Below are 17,681 nucleotides of genomic sequence, written 5' to 3' on the forward strand. Positions count from 1 at the left end.
CTCTCCCTCCGGGAGAGGGTTAGGGTGAGGGGCTTTTGATCTTCAGACCGTATGCAGATACCAGTTGTACTCAAGGTCAGAAATCGAGTTTTCGAACTCGGCCAGCTCGCTCTCCTTGCACGCGACAAACACGTCGATGTACAGCGGGTCGATGTAGCGGGCCATGACTTCGCTGTCGTCCAGCTCACGCAATGCGTCGCGCAGGTTGTTCGGCAGGCTCTGTTCGTTCTGCTCGTAGCTGTTGCCTTCAACCGGAGCGCCCGGTTCGATCTGGTTGGTCAGGCCGTGGTGAATACCGGCCAGCACCGAGGCCATCAGCAGGTACGGATTGGCGTCGGCACCGGCGACACGATGCTCGATGCGCACGGCGTCAGCAGAACCGGTCGGCACACGCACTGCAACGGTGCGGTTGTCGATGCCCCAGCTCGGCGAGTTCGGCACGTAGAACTGTGCGCCGAAACGACGGTACGAATTCACGTTCGGGCAGAGGAAGGCCATTTGCGCAGGCAGGGTCTCCAGCACACCGCCGATCGCATGTCGCAGTGCGGCGTTCTGCTCGGGATCCTCGCTGGCGAAGATGTTGTTGCCTTCTTTGTCCAGGATCGAAATGTGTACGTGCAGACCGTTACCCGCCTGGCCCGGATACGGCTTGGCCATGAAGGTGGTGTCCATCTCGTGGTCGTAGGCGATGTTCTTCACCAGACGCTTGAGCAGGACGGCGTAGTCGCAGGCCTTGATCGGATCGGAGACGTGATGCAGGTTGACTTCGAACTGCGCCGGGGCGCTTTCCTTGACGATGGCGTCAGCAGGAATGCCCTGCTCTTTCGCGCCTTCGAGGATGTCTTGCAGGCAGTCGACGTATTCGTCGAGGTCGTCGATCAGGTAGACCTGAGTCGACACCGGGCGCTTGCCGGAAACCGGCGAGCGCGGCGACTGCGGACGGCCGTTCACGTTGTCCTGGTCGATCAGGTAGAACTCGAGTTCGAACGCTGCGCAAATGGTCAGGCCGAGGTCGTCGAATTTGCGTACCACGTTGGCCAGCACTTCACGCGGGTCAGCGAAGAACGGCTGGCCTTCGAGCTCGTGCATGGTCATTAACAGTTGTGCGGTTGGGCGCTTCTGCCACGGCTCGATGCTGAGGGTGCCGGGGATCGGATAGCAGATGCGGTCGGCGTCGCCGATGTCCAGGCCCAGGCCCGTGCTTTCCACCGTAGAGCCGTTGATGTCGAGGGCAAAGAGCGAGGCCGGCAGGTTGATGCCTTTCTCGTAAACCTTATGAAGACTGGTGCGTTCGATGCGCTTGCCGCGCACCACACCGTTCATATCCGCAATCAGAAGGTCGACGTACAAAACCTCAGGATATTTCTTAAGGAATGCGTTTGCTTCGTTGAGTTGAACGGTACGCAGAGGGACCGACATGATGCACCTATTTAGCTGTTAATTATTATGTTCACTGCTGTTTCGCCGAGCCAGTCAACCCGAACGGCAAAGTGAAGTCAATAGCGAACACCCTGCCGCTCAGCCTTTATTTTTAGGGCTTTTCTTGACACCCGCGTGCCAAAACAGGCGCCAGATGCCTGCCAATCATGAAGATTTGATGAACGGCGTTTAGAATTTTTTACACGGGAGTTGTTAATTAAAATCAACGACGCTAAGCTCCGGAGAAGCTCGTTCAAGTGTCAAACTTCGAGGTGAATAAAAATGGCATTCAAGCCATTGATCGGCGTTACTGCGTGCGTCAAACAGATTGGCCTGCACCCCTATCACATCAGCGGCGACAAGTACGTACGTGCTGTCAGCGTTGGCGCCCAGGGGCTGCCAGTGGTCATTCCTTCCCTTGGCAACCTGACTGAAATCGAGGACCTGCTCGGTCAACTCGACGGTCTGTTGCTGACCGGTTCGCCTTCCAACGTGGAACCTTTCCACTATCAAGGCCCGGCCAGCGAACCCGGCACGGATCACGATCCGGCGCGGGATGCCACGACCCTTCCTTTATTGCGCGCAGCCATTGCGGCAGGCGTTCCGGTGCTGGGCATTTGCCGTGGCTTCCAGGAGATGAACGTGGCATTTGGCGGCAGCCTGCATCAGAAGGTGCACGAGCTGCCGGGCATGCTCGATCACCGCGAAGCGGACAGCCCGGATGTGGCCGTGCAATACGCACCGGCTCATGCGGTCACGGTGCTTGGCGGCGGCGTGTTCGAAGCGCTGGAGTTGCCCGGCGAGTTCCAGGTCAATTCCATTCACAGTCAGGGCATCGACCGCCTCGCGCCCGGCCTGCATGCCGAAGCGGTGGCGCCGGATGGTCTGATCGAGGCGATCTCGGTGGAGCACAGCCCGACCTTTGCCCTCGGCGTGCAATGGCACCCAGAGTGGCAGGTGCTGGACAACCCGAACTACCTGAAGATTTTTCAGGCCTTCGGTGAGGCTTGCCGGCAACGGGCGGCGCGACGCAACCCGCGCTGATATCAGCAAAGAACACCTGAAGATTTACTGCCCCCACGCAAGTCGGGTGTGCCTGCGCACATCCGTCATTCGTGAAAAACAACACCCGTAATAACAACAAGTACGACCCAGGCAGCCAGGACGGCGGCGCCGAACAAGCCGGATCGGTAAGAGCAATACCCGTTGGATCAATGCAAAACCCTGTGTGAGCTGGCTTGCCAGCGATGGCGGTGGGTCAGTCACCCTTTATGTTGAAGGTGACGGCCTCATCGCTGGCAAGCCACCTCCCACAGGGTTTTGCGGTGATCCGCCCGGGAATGTGCTTACAGGCTTGCAATCCACTTAAGCCAGGCCACATTGGCCAGGCACTGAAACCTGTTGGGAGTTTCACATGGCAAACGCCTCCAGCACTTACAGGAAGGCACTTGAAGGTCATCAGCAACCGAAAAAGGTGTTGGTGAAAATCGATCGTGTCACCAAGAAGTTCGACGAAACCATCGCAGTGGACGATGTATCCCTGGAGATCCATCAGGGCGAAATCTTTGCCCTGCTCGGCGGCTCCGGCTCGGGGAAATCGACCCTGCTGCGCATGCTTGCCGGTTTCGAGCGCCCGACTGAAGGGCGGATTCTGCTCGACGGTGTGGACATCACCGACATGCCGCCGTACGAGCGGCCGATCAACATGATGTTCCAGTCCTACGCGCTGTTCCCGCACATGACCGTCGCGCAGAACATCGCCTTCGGCCTCAAGCAAGACCGTTTGCCAGCCAGTGAAATCGACGCCCGTGTTGAAGAAATGCTGCGCCTGGTGCACATGACCCAATACGCCAAACGCAAACCGCATCAACTCTCCGGTGGTCAGCGCCAACGTGTCGCCCTCGCCCGCTCGCTCGCGAAACGGCCAAAGCTGTTGCTGCTCGACGAACCGATGGGTGCGCTGGATAAAAAGCTGCGTTCGCAAATGCAGCTGGAACTGGTTGAGATCATCGAGCGCGTCGGTGTGACCTGCGTGATGGTGACTCACGACCAGGAAGAAGCCATGACCATGGCCGAGCGGATCGCGATCATGCACCTGGGCTGGATCGCCCAGATCGGCAGCCCGATTGATATCTATGAAGCCCCCGTCAGCCGTATGGTCTGCGAGTTCATCGGCAACGTGAACGCCTTCGACGGCACTGTGGTCGAGGACCTCGAAGGCCACGCAATCATTCACAGCCCGGACTTGCAGCAGAAGATCTACGTCGGTCACGGCGTCAGCACCTCGGTGCAGGACAAGTCGGTCACCTACGCGATCCGTCCGGAAAAAATGCTCGTCAGCACGACCCAGCCCGAGTTCCGCTACAACTGGTCCGAAGGCAAAGTGCATGACATCGCCTACCTCGGCGGTCACTCGGTGTTTTACGTGCAATTGCCGGGCGGCAAAATCGTCCAGTCGTTCATGGCCAACGCTGAACGCCGTGGCGCGCGACCGACCTGGGACGACAAGGTTTACGTCTGGTGGGAAGACGACAGCGGCGTGGTACTGCGCTCATGAGAACGTTCAATCAGCAATTCCTGCGCCTGGTGCCCAGTGGCCGAAAACTGGTGATCGGTATTCCGTTCATCTGGCTGTTCCTGTTCTTCATGCTGCCGTTTTTCCTGGTGATGAAGATCAGCTTCTCGGAAGCTGCGCTGTCGATCCCGCCGTACTCGGAGATTTACACCTACGCCGAACAGAAATTCCAGCTGCTGCTGAACATCGGCAACTACACCCTGCTCGGCGAAGACGAGCTGTATCTGTCGGCGTATCTCGGTTCGCTGAAGGTCGCGGCGCTGAGCACGCTGATGTGCCTGGTGATCGGCTTCCCGATGGCATACGCGATCACCAAGACCGGCAAGGAAACGCAAAACGTCCTGCTGCTGTTGATCATGATGCCGACCTGGACCGCGATCCTGATCCGCGTTTACGCGTGGATGGGCATTCTCAGCAACAACGGTTTGCTCAACAGTTTCCTGATGTGGACTGGCCTGACCGATCACTCGATCGAAATCCTCAACACCAACACGGCGGTGTATATCGGCGTGGTTTACGCCTACCTGCCGTTCATGGTGTTGCCGCTGTACGCCAACCTGGTGAAACACGACGGCAGTCTGCTGGAAGCCGCGTCGGACCTGGGGTCGAGCAACTTCAATAATTTCTGGAAAATAACCGTACCGCTGGCCAAGAACGGCATCATCGCAGGCTGCATGCTGGTGTTCATTCCGGTGGTGGGCGAGTTCGTGATTCCCGAACTGTTGGGTGGCCCGGAGACGCTGATGATCGGTCGCGTGCTGTGGCAAGAATTCTTCAATAACCGCGACTGGCCGGTGGCGTCTGCCCTGGCGGTAGTGATGCTGTTGATCCTGATTGTGCCGATTCTGCTGTTCAACCGCAGCCAGGCCAAAGAGATGGAGGCACGGGGATGAAACGCTTCGGTTTTGCAAAGTTCATGTTGATCTTCGGTTTGATGTTCATCTATCTGCCGATGCTGATCCTGGTGATCTACTCGTTCAACGCCTCGAAACTGGTGACGGTGTGGGGCGGCTGGTCGATCAAGTGGTACACCGGTCTGCTCGACAACACGCAACTGATGGGTTCGGTGGTGCGCTCGCTGGAAATCGCCTGCTACACCGCGATTGCTGCTGTGGCACTCGGCACTCTGGCTGCGTTCGTGCTGACTCGGGTGACGCGCTTCAAGGGCCGCACGTTGTTTGGCGGCCTGGTCACCGCGCCGTTGGTGATGCCTGAAGTGATCACCGGTCTGTCGTTGTTGCTGCTGTTTGTGGCGATGGCGCAACTGATCGGCTGGCCGCAGGAACGTGGCATTGTCACGATCTGGATCGCCCACACCACGTTTTGTGCAGCCTATGTGGCGGTGGTAGTCTCCGCCCGCCTGCGTGAACTGGACCTGTCGATTGAAGAAGCGGCGATGGATCTGGGCGCGAAGCCGTTCAAGGTATTTTTCCTGATCACCATTCCGATGATCGCGCCGTCGCTGGCGGCGGGCGGGATGATGTCGTTCGCCTTGTCGCTGGATGACCTGGTGTTGGCAAGCTTCGTCTCCGGCCCCGGCTCCACCACCCTGCCGATGGAAGTGTTCTCGGCAGTGCGACTGGGCGTGAAGCCGGAGATCAACGCGGTGGCGAGTCTGATTCTGCTGGCGGTGTCGCTGGTAACTTTCCTGGTCTGGTACTTCGGCCGCAAGGCTGAGGCCAATCGCAAGCGGGCGATTCAGGAAGCGATGGATCAGACGGCGAACGAGTCGTGGCAGCAGCCGCCACGCGCCGCCACCGCATAACCCTGCAGGAACTGGAATCAGCCCCTCGGTCAGTCCCCTCTCCCCCTGGGAGAGGGTGAGGCTGAGGGGGCTTTGCGTAATGTGAATAAAAAAATGGAGTTGTACCGATGAAAATGTTTGGCAGGACTCTGCTGACACTGTCCTTAATGGGCGCAATCGTCATGGGCGCCCAGGCCAACGACAAAGTGCTGCGTGTTTACAACTGGTCCGATTACATCGCGCCGGACACCGTCAAAAAGTTCGAAGACGAGACCGGCATCCGCGTGACCTACGACGTCTTCGACAGCAACGAGACCCTCGAGGCGCGCTTGCTGGCGGGCAAATCCGGCTACGACATCGTCGTGCCGTCCAACAGTTTCCTGGCCAAGCAGATCAAGGCTGGCGTCTATCAGCCGCTGGACAAATCGAAGCTGCCGAACTGGAAGAATCTCAACCCGGTGCTGCTGAAAAATGCCGCCGCCAGTGATCCGGACAACGCTCACGCGTTCCCGTACATGTGGGGCTCGATCGGCATCGGTTTCAACCCGGCCAAGGTCAAGGAAGTACTCGGCGCCAACGCCCCGACCAACTCCTGGGACTTGCTGTTCAAGCCGGAAAACGCTGAAAAGCTGAAGGCCTGCGGCATCAGTTTCCTCGACTCGCCGACCGAAATGATCCCGGCCGCCCTGCACTACCTGGGTTACCCGGTGAACGACAAGGACAAGGCGCACATCATGGAAGCCGAAGCGCTGTTCATGAAGATCCGCCCCTACGTGGCGTATTTCCATTCCTCGAAGTACATCTCGGACCTGGCCAACGGCAACATCTGCGTGGCGGTCGGTTACTCCGGTGACGTCCTGCAAGCCAAGGCCCGCGCGGCGGAATCGGGCAACACGGTGAAGATCGACTACAGCATTCCCAAGGAAGGCGCCGGCAGTTTCTACGACATGGTCGCCATCCCGCGTGATGCGGCGAACGTCGACAACGCGTATCTGTTCATGGACTGTTTGATGCGTCCGGACATCATCGCCGAGATCACCAACAGCAACGGCTACAGCAACGCCAACTCGGCAGCGACGCCATTGGTCGACGAAGCGATCCGCAACGACCCGGGCTCGTACCCCTCGCAAGCGGTGATGGCGACGCTGTATGCGGTGCCGGATCAGCCGATTGCGACCCAGCGGATCATGACTCGCGGCTGGACGCGGGTGAAACTCGGCAAGTGATTCAAGCGCAAATCAACTGTGGGAGCGAGCCTGCTCGCGAAGGCGTCGGCACACTTAACCGATTCATTGCCTGACCCACAGCTTTCGCGAGCAGGCTCGCTCCCACACGGGTTTTGTGCAGTGCTTTTCCGTTCTCGCAGCGCCTTACCACCGCTGCACCCTGCATAGGAACGGCCTCACCTGGCTCCCTCGGCTCAGGTGAATTTCAGGCGCCCTCGGGCGCCTTTTTTTGTCGCTCACGTCAATGGCCAATCCTGCAGAATCCGGTAGCGGCCCTTGTGCGATTCAAACAACGCAAAGCGCTCGGCACGCAGGAAAAACTCTGGCGGCGTGGCCGATTCCGGCTCCGGCGCCCGGTAGTCACGGGCCAGTGTCAGGTGCGGACGAAACTCATGGGCCGTCTCTTCAAAACCGAATGGCAGCATCGCCTGTTCAAGTCCATAGGCTAATCGCAGCAACGCTTGCGGAGCCTGATCCGGCGCCAATGCCAACACCCCGGCACGGTGCCAGACCTGCAGGCGATCCAGTGAAATCCGCAATGCCTCCCCCGGCGTGCGCACGTTGCCGGCGGTTTCGCAGACTTCGCCGATCTGCGCCAGCGGCACGGCGCCGAGAAACAGCAGCGTCAGATGAAAGTTGTCTGCCGGCACGGGTTTGCCGGTTCTCAGGCCCAGCTCCGCGCGCCACTGCGCAATGGCCTTACGCTGTGCCGGCGGGCAGTCCAGCGCAAAAAACAGGCGTTTGGAGGGTTCATCCCTGTGCGCGTCATCGGTCATGGCCGGGCTCCTTCGTAGCGGGTGATCGGCGTGATTCTACACAGCCTGATCTGACGACTCGCGACACCGGTCTATAGTTCAAGGATTGCCATCAACCGGAGGCCGTCATGCGCGAGGTCCTCAGCAAAGAACCGTGGTGGGCACGACCACCACGTCCCGGGCAGGATGAAGCCGAACTGGAATGGGGCTGGCTGGTGCATTACAGCGAGGGTGAGCCACGTTTTGAATTCGTCCGCGAGCGACCCACGGACGAACAGATTCGTAACCGTAAAGGCTGCCGAATCACCCCCTCCTCTGAGTGAATCCCGCCCGTTCAGGAGTGAGCCTGCTCGCGATGGCGGCGCCTCTGGCAATGAAGCTGTTGGCTGTATCGACCCCATCGCTGGCAAGCCAGCTCCCACAGGGCTTTGATGGACGTTGTATTTTTGTTAATACCTGAGAAACCTGTGGGAGCTGGCTTGCCAGCGATAGCGGTGGGTCCGTTGAAATAGGTGCTGGCTGACACACCGCTATCGCGAGCAGGCTCTCCCCTGCTGGGTTTTTTTTCAAGGTTCGATGAGGTACTGGAAGCCGCCGAAGATCATCCGCTGTCCATCAAACGGCATCGGGTTGACGTCCGGTTGCATGCGCGGGTCTTCCATCATTTTCGCCATGCCGGTATCACGAGTAGCCTTGTCGGGCCAGATCAGCCAGCCGGACGCGACGGTTTCACCTTCCTTGAGTTTTACCGCCATCGGGAACGAGGTGAGCTTGCCGTCCGGCACATCATCACCCCAGCATTCGGCCACGCTCAAGGCGCCGTATTCCTTGAAGATCACCGCTGCGATTTCAGCGTGCTTTTTGTACTGCTCGCGATTGGCGGTCGGGACCGGCGCTACAAAAATGTCGATGTAAGCCATGATCATTCTCCTGGTACGTTGGGTTCGATCTGCTGGGTAGTCGATTCCGGCGGACGCCATTCGACACGATTCGCCCCAAACCCGACCGACGGCTCATCAAGCCCACCGAGATTGCGCTCGACCTGCCCGGCCATGTGCAGCGTGCCGGCCATCACGCCAGTGGTCGGGTTCTGCACCAGTTTCAGCCAGGCCTTATCGAAGGTGTTGCCCAGGCTGCTGCGTATCAGCGCCTCACTGTCGGGCCGGTCGTTGGCCTGGAGGATCGCGCGGATGCCCATCACGCCGACGGAAATCATCGCCCCGGCCAGTTTGCCTGCCGCTGCCGCGACTGCACTGGCAGCACCGCGGGGAGCCATTTCCGCCTCCATTCGCTGGCTCGCCCGCTTGGCGACGGGTGCCATGCCGGCGTCGGTCGAGGCAATGCCTTTGGCGCCGCCGTCGGTGTGAATCTTGTCGATCAGGGCCGCGTACGCCGGCAGGGTGTTCAATGGTTCGGTGCTGATGACTTTGTACAGCGAGGCGTCCCGCGCCGACGGTGGTCCGAGGGCAATGGCCGGGATCTTCTGCAAACGACTGTTGAGCTGGGCAACCGGCACGCGGTGACGCTGGGCGATGAGCGGCATCTGCCGAGCCATCAGCTCTGCATAGAACGCCGTGGCCTGGCCCAGGATCGCATCCGGATCAACCTCCACCGCCACCGGCGCCAGCACCCTTTTCTGATACTGATCAAGCAGATACGTCGCCAGGCGCTTGGCCGAGGCATCCTGCTCGCCACCGGCGCTGATCGTGTACCAACTGACCTTCATCGACAGCCATTCCTGGGTCCAGTAGCTGCTGAACCACGGGATGAAATTTTCTTCAGTTTGCTGATAGACGCGAGTGCGCCAATGTTCCATCGAGCCCCGGGCGAACAACTTGACCTGCTCGGTGGCTTGTTGCGAGGCGCTGACGATTTCGCGGTCGATCTGTTGCCAGGTCGCGGGCGACACCACCACGGCCTGCACAGCGGTCACTGGAGCCCGGGCCGACGTGGCGCAGCCGGCCAGCAAAAACAGCGCGGCGACGACCAGCGCACGCAGGCTCACGATGGGTGTGTCCTTTAAATGAGGAGGGAGCAGATTTGAGTATAGGTGGGTGAGTCAGTGGTGTTGCTGGATGTTCTGGCCGCATCGCTGGCAAGCCAGCTCCCACAGGTTTCGCGTCGTTCCTGAATTTGTATTCACCGAAGATCACTGTGGGAGCTGGCTTGCCAGCAATGGGGCCAGCCAAAGCGCCGCAAAACTCGACCATCAACGCCGTCGATATTCACCATCGCCACGATCACCTTTCGTCTGCCGCCCACGCAAGGCACGATGGCCACATCCGCACCGCAACGAGGAGTTCACATCATGATTCACACCATCGCACTCTCCGTGAGTTTTCCGGTGTTCGGCAGCAACTACTACGATCAGCAACCTGTGTCGCACAAGGCACAATCACTGGTGTTCAACGAAGATTTCGAAGATCTGCTGATGCCCGCCGCGACCAATCATTTCAGTAATGAAGTGGTCGGCATCAACGATCAGTTCCGCTTTCTGAGCGACATCCTCGCCACCCATTTGCTGGATCTCGAGGCCTCTGTGCCTGCGCGTTCCCGCGTCCAGGCGAGCGCTCGTTTTATTTGATGACTGAGGGCCAATGATCGAGGGCGTTCCTTTGCGGGAACGCCCTCTTGTGTTCAATCAATCATCATCCCGATCGCGGTGATAGCGACGGCCATCGCGGCGGTCGTCATCGCGGTCGTCCCAGCGCCGGTCATTGTCGTAATGGCGCCCATGGTCGCGGTCACAATGCCGGCCGTGGCGGTGGTCATCATCAAAATCTGCCACACAGCCGCCGAGCAATACGGCGGCGGTCACGGTCAGCAGCATCGTTGTAGCGCGCTTCATTCAACACATCCCTAAAACCAAGGTCTTGACGACGGAATCGGCCACGCCGCCCTCGCCTTCAGGACGCGGTGCGCGCAGCCGTCAATACGACCGGGTAAAACAGCGATGATTCAGTGGCCACTCATGACCGTTTATCGCCTCGCCCGCCCATCCCGAACAGCGGCGAAATGCCACCTATACTGCTTGCAGCCCAACCCCATGCAATGGATCTGCACCCTCAATAACAACAAGCAGAGGTGGACCATGGTCTGGCAGCAAATCTACGACCCGTTTGGCAATGCGGTGGTCTCCACGCTCATGGCCGCCGTCCCGGTGGTGGTGATGCTGGCGGCGTTGGCGTTCTTTCACGTCAAGGCGCATCTGGCGGCGCTGCTGGCATTGGCTTCAGCGCTGTTGATCTCGATCTTCGCGTTCGGCATGCCGGCCTCCATGGCCGGTTCGGCGGCGCTGTTCGGCGCGGCCAATGGCTTGCTGCCGATTGGCTGGATCGTGCTCAACATCATCTTTCTGCATCGCCTGACCACCGAGAACGGTTCGTTCAAAGTGCTGCAGGACTCGCTGGCGCGGATCACCGATGATCGCCGTTTGCAGTTGCTGCTGATCGCCTTTTGCTTCGGCGCGTTCTTCGAAGGTGCGGCAGGCTTCGGTACACCGGTGGCGGTGACCGGGGCCATCCTCATCGGCCTCGGTTTTTCGCCATTGGCCGCGTCTGGCCTGGCACTGATCGCCAACACGGCGCCGGTGGCTTTCGGCGCACTCGGCACACCGATCATCACTCTGGCGAAAGTCACCGGGCTGGACGAGATGGAGCTGTCGATGATGGTCGGCCGCCAATTGCCATTCTTCTCGGTGCTGGTGCCGTTCTGGCTGATCTGGGCGTTCGCCGGATGGCGCAAGATGCTTGAGGTCTGGCCAGCGATTCTGGTGGCCGGGGTCAGCTTCGCCGTGCCGCAGTTTCTGGTATCGAACTACCACGGCCCGATGTTGGTGGACGTGATCGCCGCGTTGATTTCCATGGCCTGCCTGACACTGTTCCTGAAGGTCTGGAAACCGGCGACCATTCACACCTCGGCGGCGCTGTCCGGTCGGGTCGACAACTCCAGGGTCGATGAAGAAACAGTCACCGCCAGCGCCGCATTCAGCGATCAGGCGCGCCCGGCCGTGATGCGCGCGTGGATGCCGTGGTTCATCCTCACAGTATTCGTGTTCGCTTGGGGCACGCAGGGTTTCAAGAACCTGTTCGACACTCGGCCGGCAATTGATCCGGTCACGCAATCGGCCAAACTCGATCCGCAAGGCAAGCCGATGCGCGAGGCCAACCCGATCTTCGCCCCGGCCATCGTGTTCACGACGCTGCATCAACAGGTCGAGAAAGTGCCGCCTGTGGTGCCTGCGCCGAAAACCGAAGAGGCGGTCTACAAGTTCACCTGGTTGACCAGCACCGGCAGCGGAATTTTACTGGCGGCGATTGTTGGCGGTTTGCTGATGGGCTATTCGATCCCGCAACTGATCAAACAATACCTGCGCACGCTGTGGGTGGTGCGTTTTTCGCTGATCACCATCGCGGCGATGCTGGCGCTCGGATTCCTCACGCGGTACTCGGGGCTGGACGCAACCATGGGCCTGGCGTTCGCGGCGACGGGGATTTTCTACCCGATGTTCGGCACCCTGCTCGGCTGGCTAGGGGTGGCGTTGACCGGTTCCGACACCGCGTCCAACGTGCTGTTCGGCGGACTGCAACGGGTGACGGCGGAACAGCTCGGCATCAGCCCGGTACTGATGGCGGCGGCCAACAGTTCCGGTGGGGTGATGGGCAAAATGGTCGATGCGCAGTCGATTGTGGTCGCCTCGACCGCAACCCGTTGGTATGGGCATGAGGGCGAGATTTTGCGCTACGTGTTCTTCCACTCGATTGTCCTGGCAATTCTGGTGGGTGGGTTGGTGACGTTGCAGGCCTACGTTTCACCGTTCACCCGCATGGTCGTCGGCGGCCATTGATGCTGGATATGCCGGCCTCATCGCTGGCAAGCCAGCTCCCACAGGGTCGGGCGTTGTGAGCGAAATTCAACTCACAACGCAACACCTTGTGGGAGCGAGCTTGCTCGCGAATGCATAGTGTCAGTCGACGCAAAGGTTGAATTGAATGACGTCTTCGCGAGCAAGCTCCCTCCCACAGGATGTACATCAGCGTTAATTCATGAGCTGAGCAAATAACTCTATAGCGAAAATCCGCAAAAACCTTTTGCTCTCTTCAGCGGTCACTCCTAGAACGAGACTGGCAAACATGCCGGCAAGCCCTTATGGGCTATTTACAGCCCTGCCGCCTGATTGAGAGAAATAGGAATCGAACCATGCCGATTTCCCGACGTAAATTTTTGATTCTCGGCGCCGTGACCGCAACGGCGTTTGCGATGCCCCCATTCATCAGCCTCAAGGCCTACGCCGCCAACCTGGAGCAACCGGCCATGAACAAAGTGACCCTTCAAGTCAACGGCAAACCTCAGTCCCTTGAGGTCGACACCCGCACCACCCTACTCGACGCGCTACGCGAACACCTGCACCTGACGGGCAGCAAAAAAGGCTGCGACCATGGCCAGTGCGGGGCCTGCACGGTGATCGCCGATGGTCGGCGGATCAACTCATGCCTGACGCTGGCGGTGATGCACGAGGGCAGTGAGATCACCACCATCGAAGGCCTCGGCATGCCGGACAACCTGCACCCGATGCAAGCCGCGTTCATCAAGCACGATGGCTATCAATGCGGTTACTGCACGCCGGGGCAGATCTGCTCGGCAGTCGCCGTTATCAAGGAAATCCGTGACGGCATTCCCAGCCACGTCAGCCCCAGCCTGACCGAGTCGCCAAAGCTGATTGCTTCCGAATTCCAGGAGCGCATGAGCGGCAATATCTGCCGCTGCGGCGCCTACTCGAACATCATCGAAGCCATCACTGAAGTCGCGGAGGTGTCGGCATGAGACCGTTCAATTACACACGCGCCGACTCCCCCGCCGCCGCTGCACAAGCGGCGCAGATCGAGGGCGCGAAGTTCATCGCCGGCGGCACCAACCTGCTCGACCTGATGAAACTCGACATCGAAACCCCGCTGCACCTGATCGACGTCAATCACCTGGGCCTCGACACGATCGACGCCACACCCGAGGGCGGTTTGCGCATCGGCGCGCTGGTGCGCAACACCGATCTGGCGGCCGACGCCCGGGTCAGAAAAGACTATGCGCTGTTGTCCCGCGCCTTGCTCGCCGGTGCTTCCGGGCAGCTGCGCAACATGGCGACCACCGCCGGCAACCTGTTGCAGCGCACCCGCTGCCCGTACTTCTACGACACAAATCAGGCCTGCAACAAACGCAATCCAGGCAGTGGCTGTTCGGCCATTGGCGGGGTCACCCGGCAGTTGGGGATCATCGGCGTCAGCGACGCCTGTATCGCCACGCACCCGAGCGACATGGCGATTGCGATGCGCGCGTTAGATGCGCAGATTGAAACGGTGAAACCCGATGGCAGCACCCGCAGCATCGCCATGGCGGATTTTCATCTGTTGCCGGGCAACACGCCGAACATCGAAACCAGCCTCGGCGCCGGCGAATTCATCACGGCCGTGACGTTGCCTGCGCCGGTGGGTGGCACCCATATCTATCACAAGGTGCGTGATCGCTCGTCGTACGCGTTTGCTTTGGTGTCCGTCGGTTTGATCCTGCAAAAGGACGGCAGCGGTCGCGTCGCAGTCGGCGGTATTGCGCCGAAGCCGTGGCGCGTGGAAGCGGCTGAAGCGCTGCTGCCCAAGGGCGCAAAAGCCGTTAGCGAACGCTTGCTCGACGGCGCCACACCAACCCACGACAACCAATTCAAACTGACCCTGGTCGAGCGCACGCTCGGTTCGGTGTTGGCGCAAGCGAGGGAAGAAGCATGAAATTCGACACGCCCGCCACCACCAACCCGATCGATCAATTGAAGGTGATCGGCAAGCCGACCGATCGCATCGAAGGCAAGCTGAAAACGTGCGGCCAGGCGCCTTACGCTTACGAACAGCATGAAGCCGTGGCCGACCAGGCGTACGGTTTCATGGTCGGTTCGGCTATCGCCAAGGGTCGCATCAGCCACATTGATCTCGCCGACGCAAAAGCTGCGCCCGGCGTGTTGGCCATCGTCACCGCCGACAATGCCGGCAAGCTTGGCAAGGGCCAGTACAACGCCGCGCACTTGTTGGCCGGGCCCGAGGTTCAGCACTATCACCAGGCCGTTGCACTGGTGGTTGCCGAGACCTTCGAGCAGGCCCGCGCCGCCGCACAATTGGTCAAGGTCGATTACATCGCGAGCAAAGGCGAGTTCGATCTGGCCAGCGTGCGTGACCAAGGCGTCGAGCAGAAAGAAGAAATGCCCGACGTCACCCACGGCGATTTCGCGACAGCTTTCGCCGGCGCCCCGGTGCAATTCGACCAGACCTACACCACCCCCGACCAGTCCCACGCGATGATGGAACCCCACGCGACCCTGGCCGCGTGGAAAGGCGATCAACTGACGCTGTGGACGTCGAACCAGATGATCGCCTGGAGCGTCGGCGACATTGCTGAAACCCTCGGTCTGCCCAAGGAAAAAGTCCGCTTGATCTCGCCCTACATCGGCGGCGGTTTCGGCGGCAAACTGTTCATTCGCGCCGACGCAATCCTCGCGGCCCTCGGTGCGCGCATGGCCGGCAGACCGGTGAAAGTCGCCCTCGCCCGCCCACAGGTCGCCAACAACACCACGCATCGCCCCGCCACCATCCAGCGTATCCGCATGGGCGCCACGGCGGACGGCAAGCTCACCGCCATCGCGCATGAAGGCTGGTCAGGCAATCTCGCGGACGGCAAGGTCGAAGTCGCGGCGCAGCCAAGCCAGTTGCTGTACGCGGCGCAAAATCGTCTGGTCACCATGCGTCTGGCGCCGCTGGATCTGCCTGAAGGCAACGCGATGCGTGCACCCGGTGAAGCGCCGGGATTGATGGCACTGGAAATCGCCATGGACGAAATGGCCGAACAGCTCAAACTCGATCCCGTGCAGTTCCGCATCCTCAACGACACCCAGGTCGACCCGGTGAAAACCGAGCGCCCGTTCTCGCAACGACGCTTGTTCGAATGTCTGCAAACCGGTGCCGAAAAATTCGGTTGGGACAAGCGCAACGCCACACCCGGCAGCCGTCGCGAAGGTCGCTGGCTGATCGGCATGGGCGTCGGCGCGGCGATCCGCAACAACCTGCTCATGAAGTCTGGCGCGCGGGTGCGGCTCGAGCGTGATGGCAAGATCACTGTCGAAACCGACATGACCGACATCGGAACCGGCAGCTACACGATCATCGCGCAGACCGCCGCAGAAATGATGGGCGTGGGCATCGACGATGTCGTGGTACGGCTGGGCGATTCGAATTTCCCGGTATCGGCGGGTTCCGGCGGCCAGTTTGGCGGCAATTGCTCCACTGCCGGCGTGTATGCCGCGTGCGTGAAATTGCGTGAAGCGATCGCCGGAAAATTGGGCCTCGCGGCTGATCAGGCGGAGTTTGTTGACGGTCAGGTGCGGGGCGGCGGCAAGAGTGTGGCGCTGCGAGAGGCGGCCAAAAATGGTGAAGTAGTGGCTGAAGACAGCATCGAATTCGCCGACCTCGAAAAGCAGTATCAGCAGTCAACCTTTGGCGCGCACTTCGTCGAAGTCGCGGTGGATGCGGCGACGGGCGAAGTTCGTGTGCGGCGGATGCTCGCGGTGTGCGCGGCCGGGCGGATTCTCAATCCGAAAGCGGCGCGCAGTCAGGTGATCGGCGCGATGACCATGGGGGTTGGCGCGGCGTTGATGGAGGAGTTGTCGGTCGATAAAAAACTCGGTTTCTTCGTCAACCACGATCTGGCCGGATACGAAGTGCCGGTGCATGCCGACATCCCGCATCAGGAGGTGATTTTCCTTGATGAGACCGACCCGATTTCCTCGCCCATGAAAGCCAAGGGCGTGGGTGAGTTGGGGATTTGCGGGGTGAGTGCGGCGGTGGCCAATGCGATTTACAACGCCACCGGAGCACGGGTGCGGGAGTATCCGATCACGCTGGACAAGATTCTCGAATCCTTGCCGGCGATGATCTGAAGACCTGAAGAGCCCCTCACCCTAATCCTCTCCCACTGGGAGAGGGGACCGGTTCGGGGAGGTTCGAGGGATGCGCCGACTTGAACGTTCAGCTGTGAATCCATAATCGACACCGTGCTTTCAGGTCGATGCATAGCGGCAGATAACTCGGTCGGCCCCTCACCCTAACCCTCTCCCACAGGGAGAGGGGACCGGTTCGGGGATGTTCGAGGGATGCGCCGACTTGAACGTTCAGTTGTGAATCCATAATCGACACATCACTTTCAGGTCGATGGAGGACGCCAGACACCTCGGTCGGCCCCTCACCCTAACCCTCTCCCACAGGAAGAGGGGACCGGTTCGGGGATGTTCGAGGGATGCGCCGACTTGAACGTTCAGCTGTGAATCCATAATCGACACATCACTTTCAGGTCGATGGAGGACGCCAGACACCTCGGTCGGCCCCCTCTCCCTCCGGGAGAGGGCTGGGGTGAGGGGCATGGGGTTACTCGGTGCGCGGGTATTGCGCCTCACTCACCTGCTCCATCCACTCCACCACACTGCCGTCCTGCACTTCAGCAATAGCGATATGCGTCATCGCCGTCGTCGATGCTGCACCATGCCAATGCTTGGCCCCCGATGCGATCCACACCGTGTCACCGGGGCGAATGTCGCGAATCGGCTGGCCCCATTCCTGCACAAAACCTGAACCGGCTGTAACAATCAGCGTCTGACCCAACGGGTGGGTATGCCACGCCGTGCGTGCGCCGGGCTCAAAGGTCACGGTGGCGCCACTGACTCGTGCCTCGTCGGTGCCTTTGAACGGTGCGTCAACGCGCACAGTACCCGTGAACCAGTCTGCCGGCCCCTTGGCCGAAGGTTGCGACCCATTGGGGGTCACGGTCACACGCGCGGGTTCATTGGCTTGAACCTCGCCAGCGAGCAAGGAAAGGGTCAGCGCAGAGGCAGCAATCGGGTTCATGACATTCTCCATAAAAATGATTCACTCCCCCTG

General features: G+C 60.2%; 17 protein-coding genes. 11 read left to right on the forward strand and 6 right to left on the reverse strand.

What is annotated here, in order from left to right:
* Window positions 1-42 precede the first annotated feature (42 nt).
* A complete protein-coding gene (locus AB4P91_RS21270; RefSeq protein ID WP_042558754.1) occupies window positions 43-1,419 on the reverse strand; it encodes a glutamine synthetase family protein in 1,377 nt (458 codons plus the stop codon).
* 282 nt (window positions 1,420-1,701) lie between these two features.
* On the opposite strand from AB4P91_RS21270, the gene AB4P91_RS21275 reads away from it, so the two are divergent.
* The 5 genes from AB4P91_RS21275 to AB4P91_RS21295 all read left to right on the forward strand — a co-directional run bounded on the left by AB4P91_RS21275 (window position 1,702) and on the right by AB4P91_RS21295 (window position 6,964).
* On the forward strand, window positions 1,702-2,463 hold the full coding sequence (locus AB4P91_RS21275) for a gamma-glutamyl-gamma-aminobutyrate hydrolase family protein (protein WP_395603610.1): 762 nt from the start codon (window positions 1,702-1,704) through the stop codon (window positions 2,461-2,463).
* Between the two features lie 370 nt (window positions 2,464-2,833).
* Window positions 2,834-3,976 (forward strand): polyamine ABC transporter ATP-binding protein, encoded by a 1,143-nt coding sequence (potA, locus tag AB4P91_RS21280; protein ID WP_042558752.1) that lies wholly within the window; start codon window positions 2,834-2,836, stop codon window positions 3,974-3,976.
* 29 nt (window positions 3,977-4,005) lie between these two features.
* Window positions 4,006-4,887 (forward strand): ABC transporter permease subunit, encoded by an 882-nt coding sequence (locus AB4P91_RS21285; RefSeq protein WP_395593791.1) that lies wholly within the window; start codon window positions 4,006-4,008, stop codon window positions 4,885-4,887.
* Complete coding sequence (locus AB4P91_RS21290) at window positions 4,884-5,759, forward strand: ABC transporter permease subunit (RefSeq protein WP_150595481.1); 876 nt, start codon at window positions 4,884-4,886, stop codon at window positions 5,757-5,759. The genes AB4P91_RS21285 and AB4P91_RS21290 overlap by 4 nt, the downstream gene beginning before the upstream one ends.
* 107 nt (window positions 5,760-5,866) lie before the next feature.
* On the forward strand, window positions 5,867-6,964 hold the full coding sequence (locus tag AB4P91_RS21295; protein WP_395603611.1) for a polyamine ABC transporter substrate-binding protein: 1,098 nt from the start codon (window positions 5,867-5,869) through the stop codon (window positions 6,962-6,964).
* 236 nt (window positions 6,965-7,200) lie between these two features.
* Here AB4P91_RS21295 and thpR read toward each other — a convergent pair whose 3' ends face one another.
* Entirely contained in the window at window positions 7,201-7,740 is a 540-nt protein-coding gene (gene thpR, locus AB4P91_RS21300) for an RNA 2',3'-cyclic phosphodiesterase (protein WP_150688651.1), read from the reverse strand.
* A gap of 107 nt (window positions 7,741-7,847) precedes the next feature.
* Between thpR and AB4P91_RS21305 the strand changes: the two genes are divergently transcribed.
* Entirely contained in the window at window positions 7,848-8,042 is a 195-nt protein-coding gene (locus AB4P91_RS21305) for a hypothetical protein (RefSeq protein WP_150595484.1), read from the forward strand.
* 243 nt (window positions 8,043-8,285) lie between these two features.
* Here AB4P91_RS21305 and AB4P91_RS21310 read toward each other — a convergent pair whose 3' ends face one another.
* Both AB4P91_RS21310 and AB4P91_RS21315 read right to left on the reverse strand, forming a co-directional pair.
* Window positions 8,286-8,639: a DUF1428 domain-containing protein gene (locus AB4P91_RS21310; protein ID WP_042558747.1), complete on the reverse strand. Its 354-nt coding sequence runs from the start codon at window positions 8,637-8,639 to the stop codon at window positions 8,286-8,288.
* 2 nt (window positions 8,640-8,641) lie between these two features.
* A complete protein-coding gene (locus AB4P91_RS21315) occupies window positions 8,642-9,724 on the reverse strand; it encodes a hypothetical protein (RefSeq protein WP_395603612.1) in 1,083 nt (360 codons plus the stop codon).
* A 303-nt stretch (window positions 9,725-10,027) separates the two neighbouring features.
* On the opposite strand from AB4P91_RS21315, the gene AB4P91_RS21320 reads away from it, so the two are divergent.
* Window positions 10,028-10,303 carry a hypothetical protein gene (locus AB4P91_RS21320; RefSeq protein WP_042558746.1) on the forward strand — a complete coding sequence of 92 codons (276 nt, stop codon included), beginning with the start codon at window positions 10,028-10,030 and terminating at the stop codon, window positions 10,301-10,303.
* A gap of 57 nt (window positions 10,304-10,360) precedes the next feature.
* On the opposite strand, the gene AB4P91_RS21325 is transcribed toward AB4P91_RS21320, so the two are convergent.
* Window positions 10,361-10,567 (reverse strand): hypothetical protein, encoded by a 207-nt coding sequence (locus AB4P91_RS21325; RefSeq protein WP_395603613.1) that lies wholly within the window; start codon window positions 10,565-10,567, stop codon window positions 10,361-10,363.
* Between the two features lie 243 nt (window positions 10,568-10,810).
* On the opposite strand from AB4P91_RS21325, the gene AB4P91_RS21330 reads away from it, so the two are divergent.
* The 4 genes from AB4P91_RS21330 (at window position 10,811) to paoC (ending at window position 16,687) form a co-directional block, all read left to right on the forward strand.
* Complete coding sequence (locus AB4P91_RS21330; protein WP_395603614.1) at window positions 10,811-12,565, forward strand: L-lactate permease; 1,755 nt, start codon at window positions 10,811-10,813, stop codon at window positions 12,563-12,565.
* 353 nt (window positions 12,566-12,918) lie between these two features.
* A complete protein-coding gene (paoA, locus tag AB4P91_RS21335; protein ID WP_395603615.1) occupies window positions 12,919-13,542 on the forward strand; it encodes an aldehyde dehydrogenase iron-sulfur subunit PaoA in 624 nt (207 codons plus the stop codon).
* Window positions 13,539-14,492, forward strand: a complete 954-nt coding sequence (locus AB4P91_RS21340; RefSeq protein WP_150596658.1) for a xanthine dehydrogenase family protein subunit M — start codon at window positions 13,539-13,541, stop codon at window positions 14,490-14,492. The genes paoA and AB4P91_RS21340 overlap by 4 nt, the downstream gene beginning before the upstream one ends.
* Complete coding sequence (gene paoC, locus AB4P91_RS21345) at window positions 14,489-16,687, forward strand: aldehyde oxidoreductase molybdenum-binding subunit PaoC (protein WP_395603616.1); 2,199 nt, start codon at window positions 14,489-14,491, stop codon at window positions 16,685-16,687. Before AB4P91_RS21340 ends, paoC begins: the two co-directional genes overlap by 4 nt.
* Window positions 16,688-17,171: 484 nt before the next feature.
* Here paoC and AB4P91_RS21350 read toward each other — a convergent pair whose 3' ends face one another.
* On the reverse strand, window positions 17,172-17,648 hold the full coding sequence (locus AB4P91_RS21350) for a cupin domain-containing protein (protein WP_395603617.1): 477 nt from the start codon (window positions 17,646-17,648) through the stop codon (window positions 17,172-17,174).
* Between the last annotated feature and the right edge of the window lie 33 nt (window positions 17,649-17,681).

Source organism: Pseudomonas sp. B21128 (genome assembly GCF_044218865.1).
GTDB lineage: Bacteria > Pseudomonadota > Gammaproteobacteria > Pseudomonadales > Pseudomonadaceae > Aquipseudomonas > Aquipseudomonas iridis.

Bases quoted from the DNA above. Each gene is read 5' to 3' on its own strand.
- AB4P91_RS21270 (WP_042558754.1), bottom strand. From the start codon at position 1,419: ATGTCGGTCCCTCTGCGTACCGTTCAACTCAACGAAGCAAACGCATTC.
- AB4P91_RS21275 (WP_395603610.1), top strand. From the start codon at position 1,702: ATGGCATTCAAGCCATTGATCGGCGTTACTGCGTGCGTCAAACAGATT.
- potA (WP_042558752.1), top strand. From the start codon at position 2,834: ATGGCAAACGCCTCCAGCACTTACAGGAAGGCACTTGAAGGTCATCAG.
- AB4P91_RS21290 (WP_150595481.1), top strand. From the start codon at position 4,884: ATGAAACGCTTCGGTTTTGCAAAGTTCATGTTGATCTTCGGTTTGATG.
- AB4P91_RS21295 (WP_395603611.1), top strand. From the start codon at position 5,867: ATGAAAATGTTTGGCAGGACTCTGCTGACACTGTCCTTAATGGGCGCA.
- thpR (WP_150688651.1), bottom strand. From the start codon at position 7,740: ATGACCGATGACGCGCACAGGGATGAACCCTCCAAACGCCTGTTTTTT.
- AB4P91_RS21305 (WP_150595484.1), top strand. From the start codon at position 7,848: ATGCGCGAGGTCCTCAGCAAAGAACCGTGGTGGGCACGACCACCACGT.
- AB4P91_RS21310 (WP_042558747.1), bottom strand. From the start codon at position 8,639: ATGGCTTACATCGACATTTTTGTAGCGCCGGTCCCGACCGCCAATCGC.
- AB4P91_RS21320 (WP_042558746.1), top strand. From the start codon at position 10,028: ATGATTCACACCATCGCACTCTCCGTGAGTTTTCCGGTGTTCGGCAGC.
- AB4P91_RS21325 (WP_395603613.1), bottom strand. From the start codon at position 10,567: ATGAAGCGCGCTACAACGATGCTGCTGACCGTGACCGCCGCCGTATTG.
- AB4P91_RS21330 (WP_395603614.1), top strand. From the start codon at position 10,811: ATGGTCTGGCAGCAAATCTACGACCCGTTTGGCAATGCGGTGGTCTCC.
- paoA (WP_395603615.1), top strand. From the start codon at position 12,919: ATGCCGATTTCCCGACGTAAATTTTTGATTCTCGGCGCCGTGACCGCA.
- AB4P91_RS21340 (WP_150596658.1), top strand. From the start codon at position 13,539: ATGAGACCGTTCAATTACACACGCGCCGACTCCCCCGCCGCCGCTGCA.
- paoC (WP_395603616.1), top strand. From the start codon at position 14,489: ATGAAATTCGACACGCCCGCCACCACCAACCCGATCGATCAATTGAAG.
- AB4P91_RS21350 (WP_395603617.1), bottom strand. From the start codon at position 17,648: ATGAACCCGATTGCTGCCTCTGCGCTGACCCTTTCCTTGCTCGCTGGC.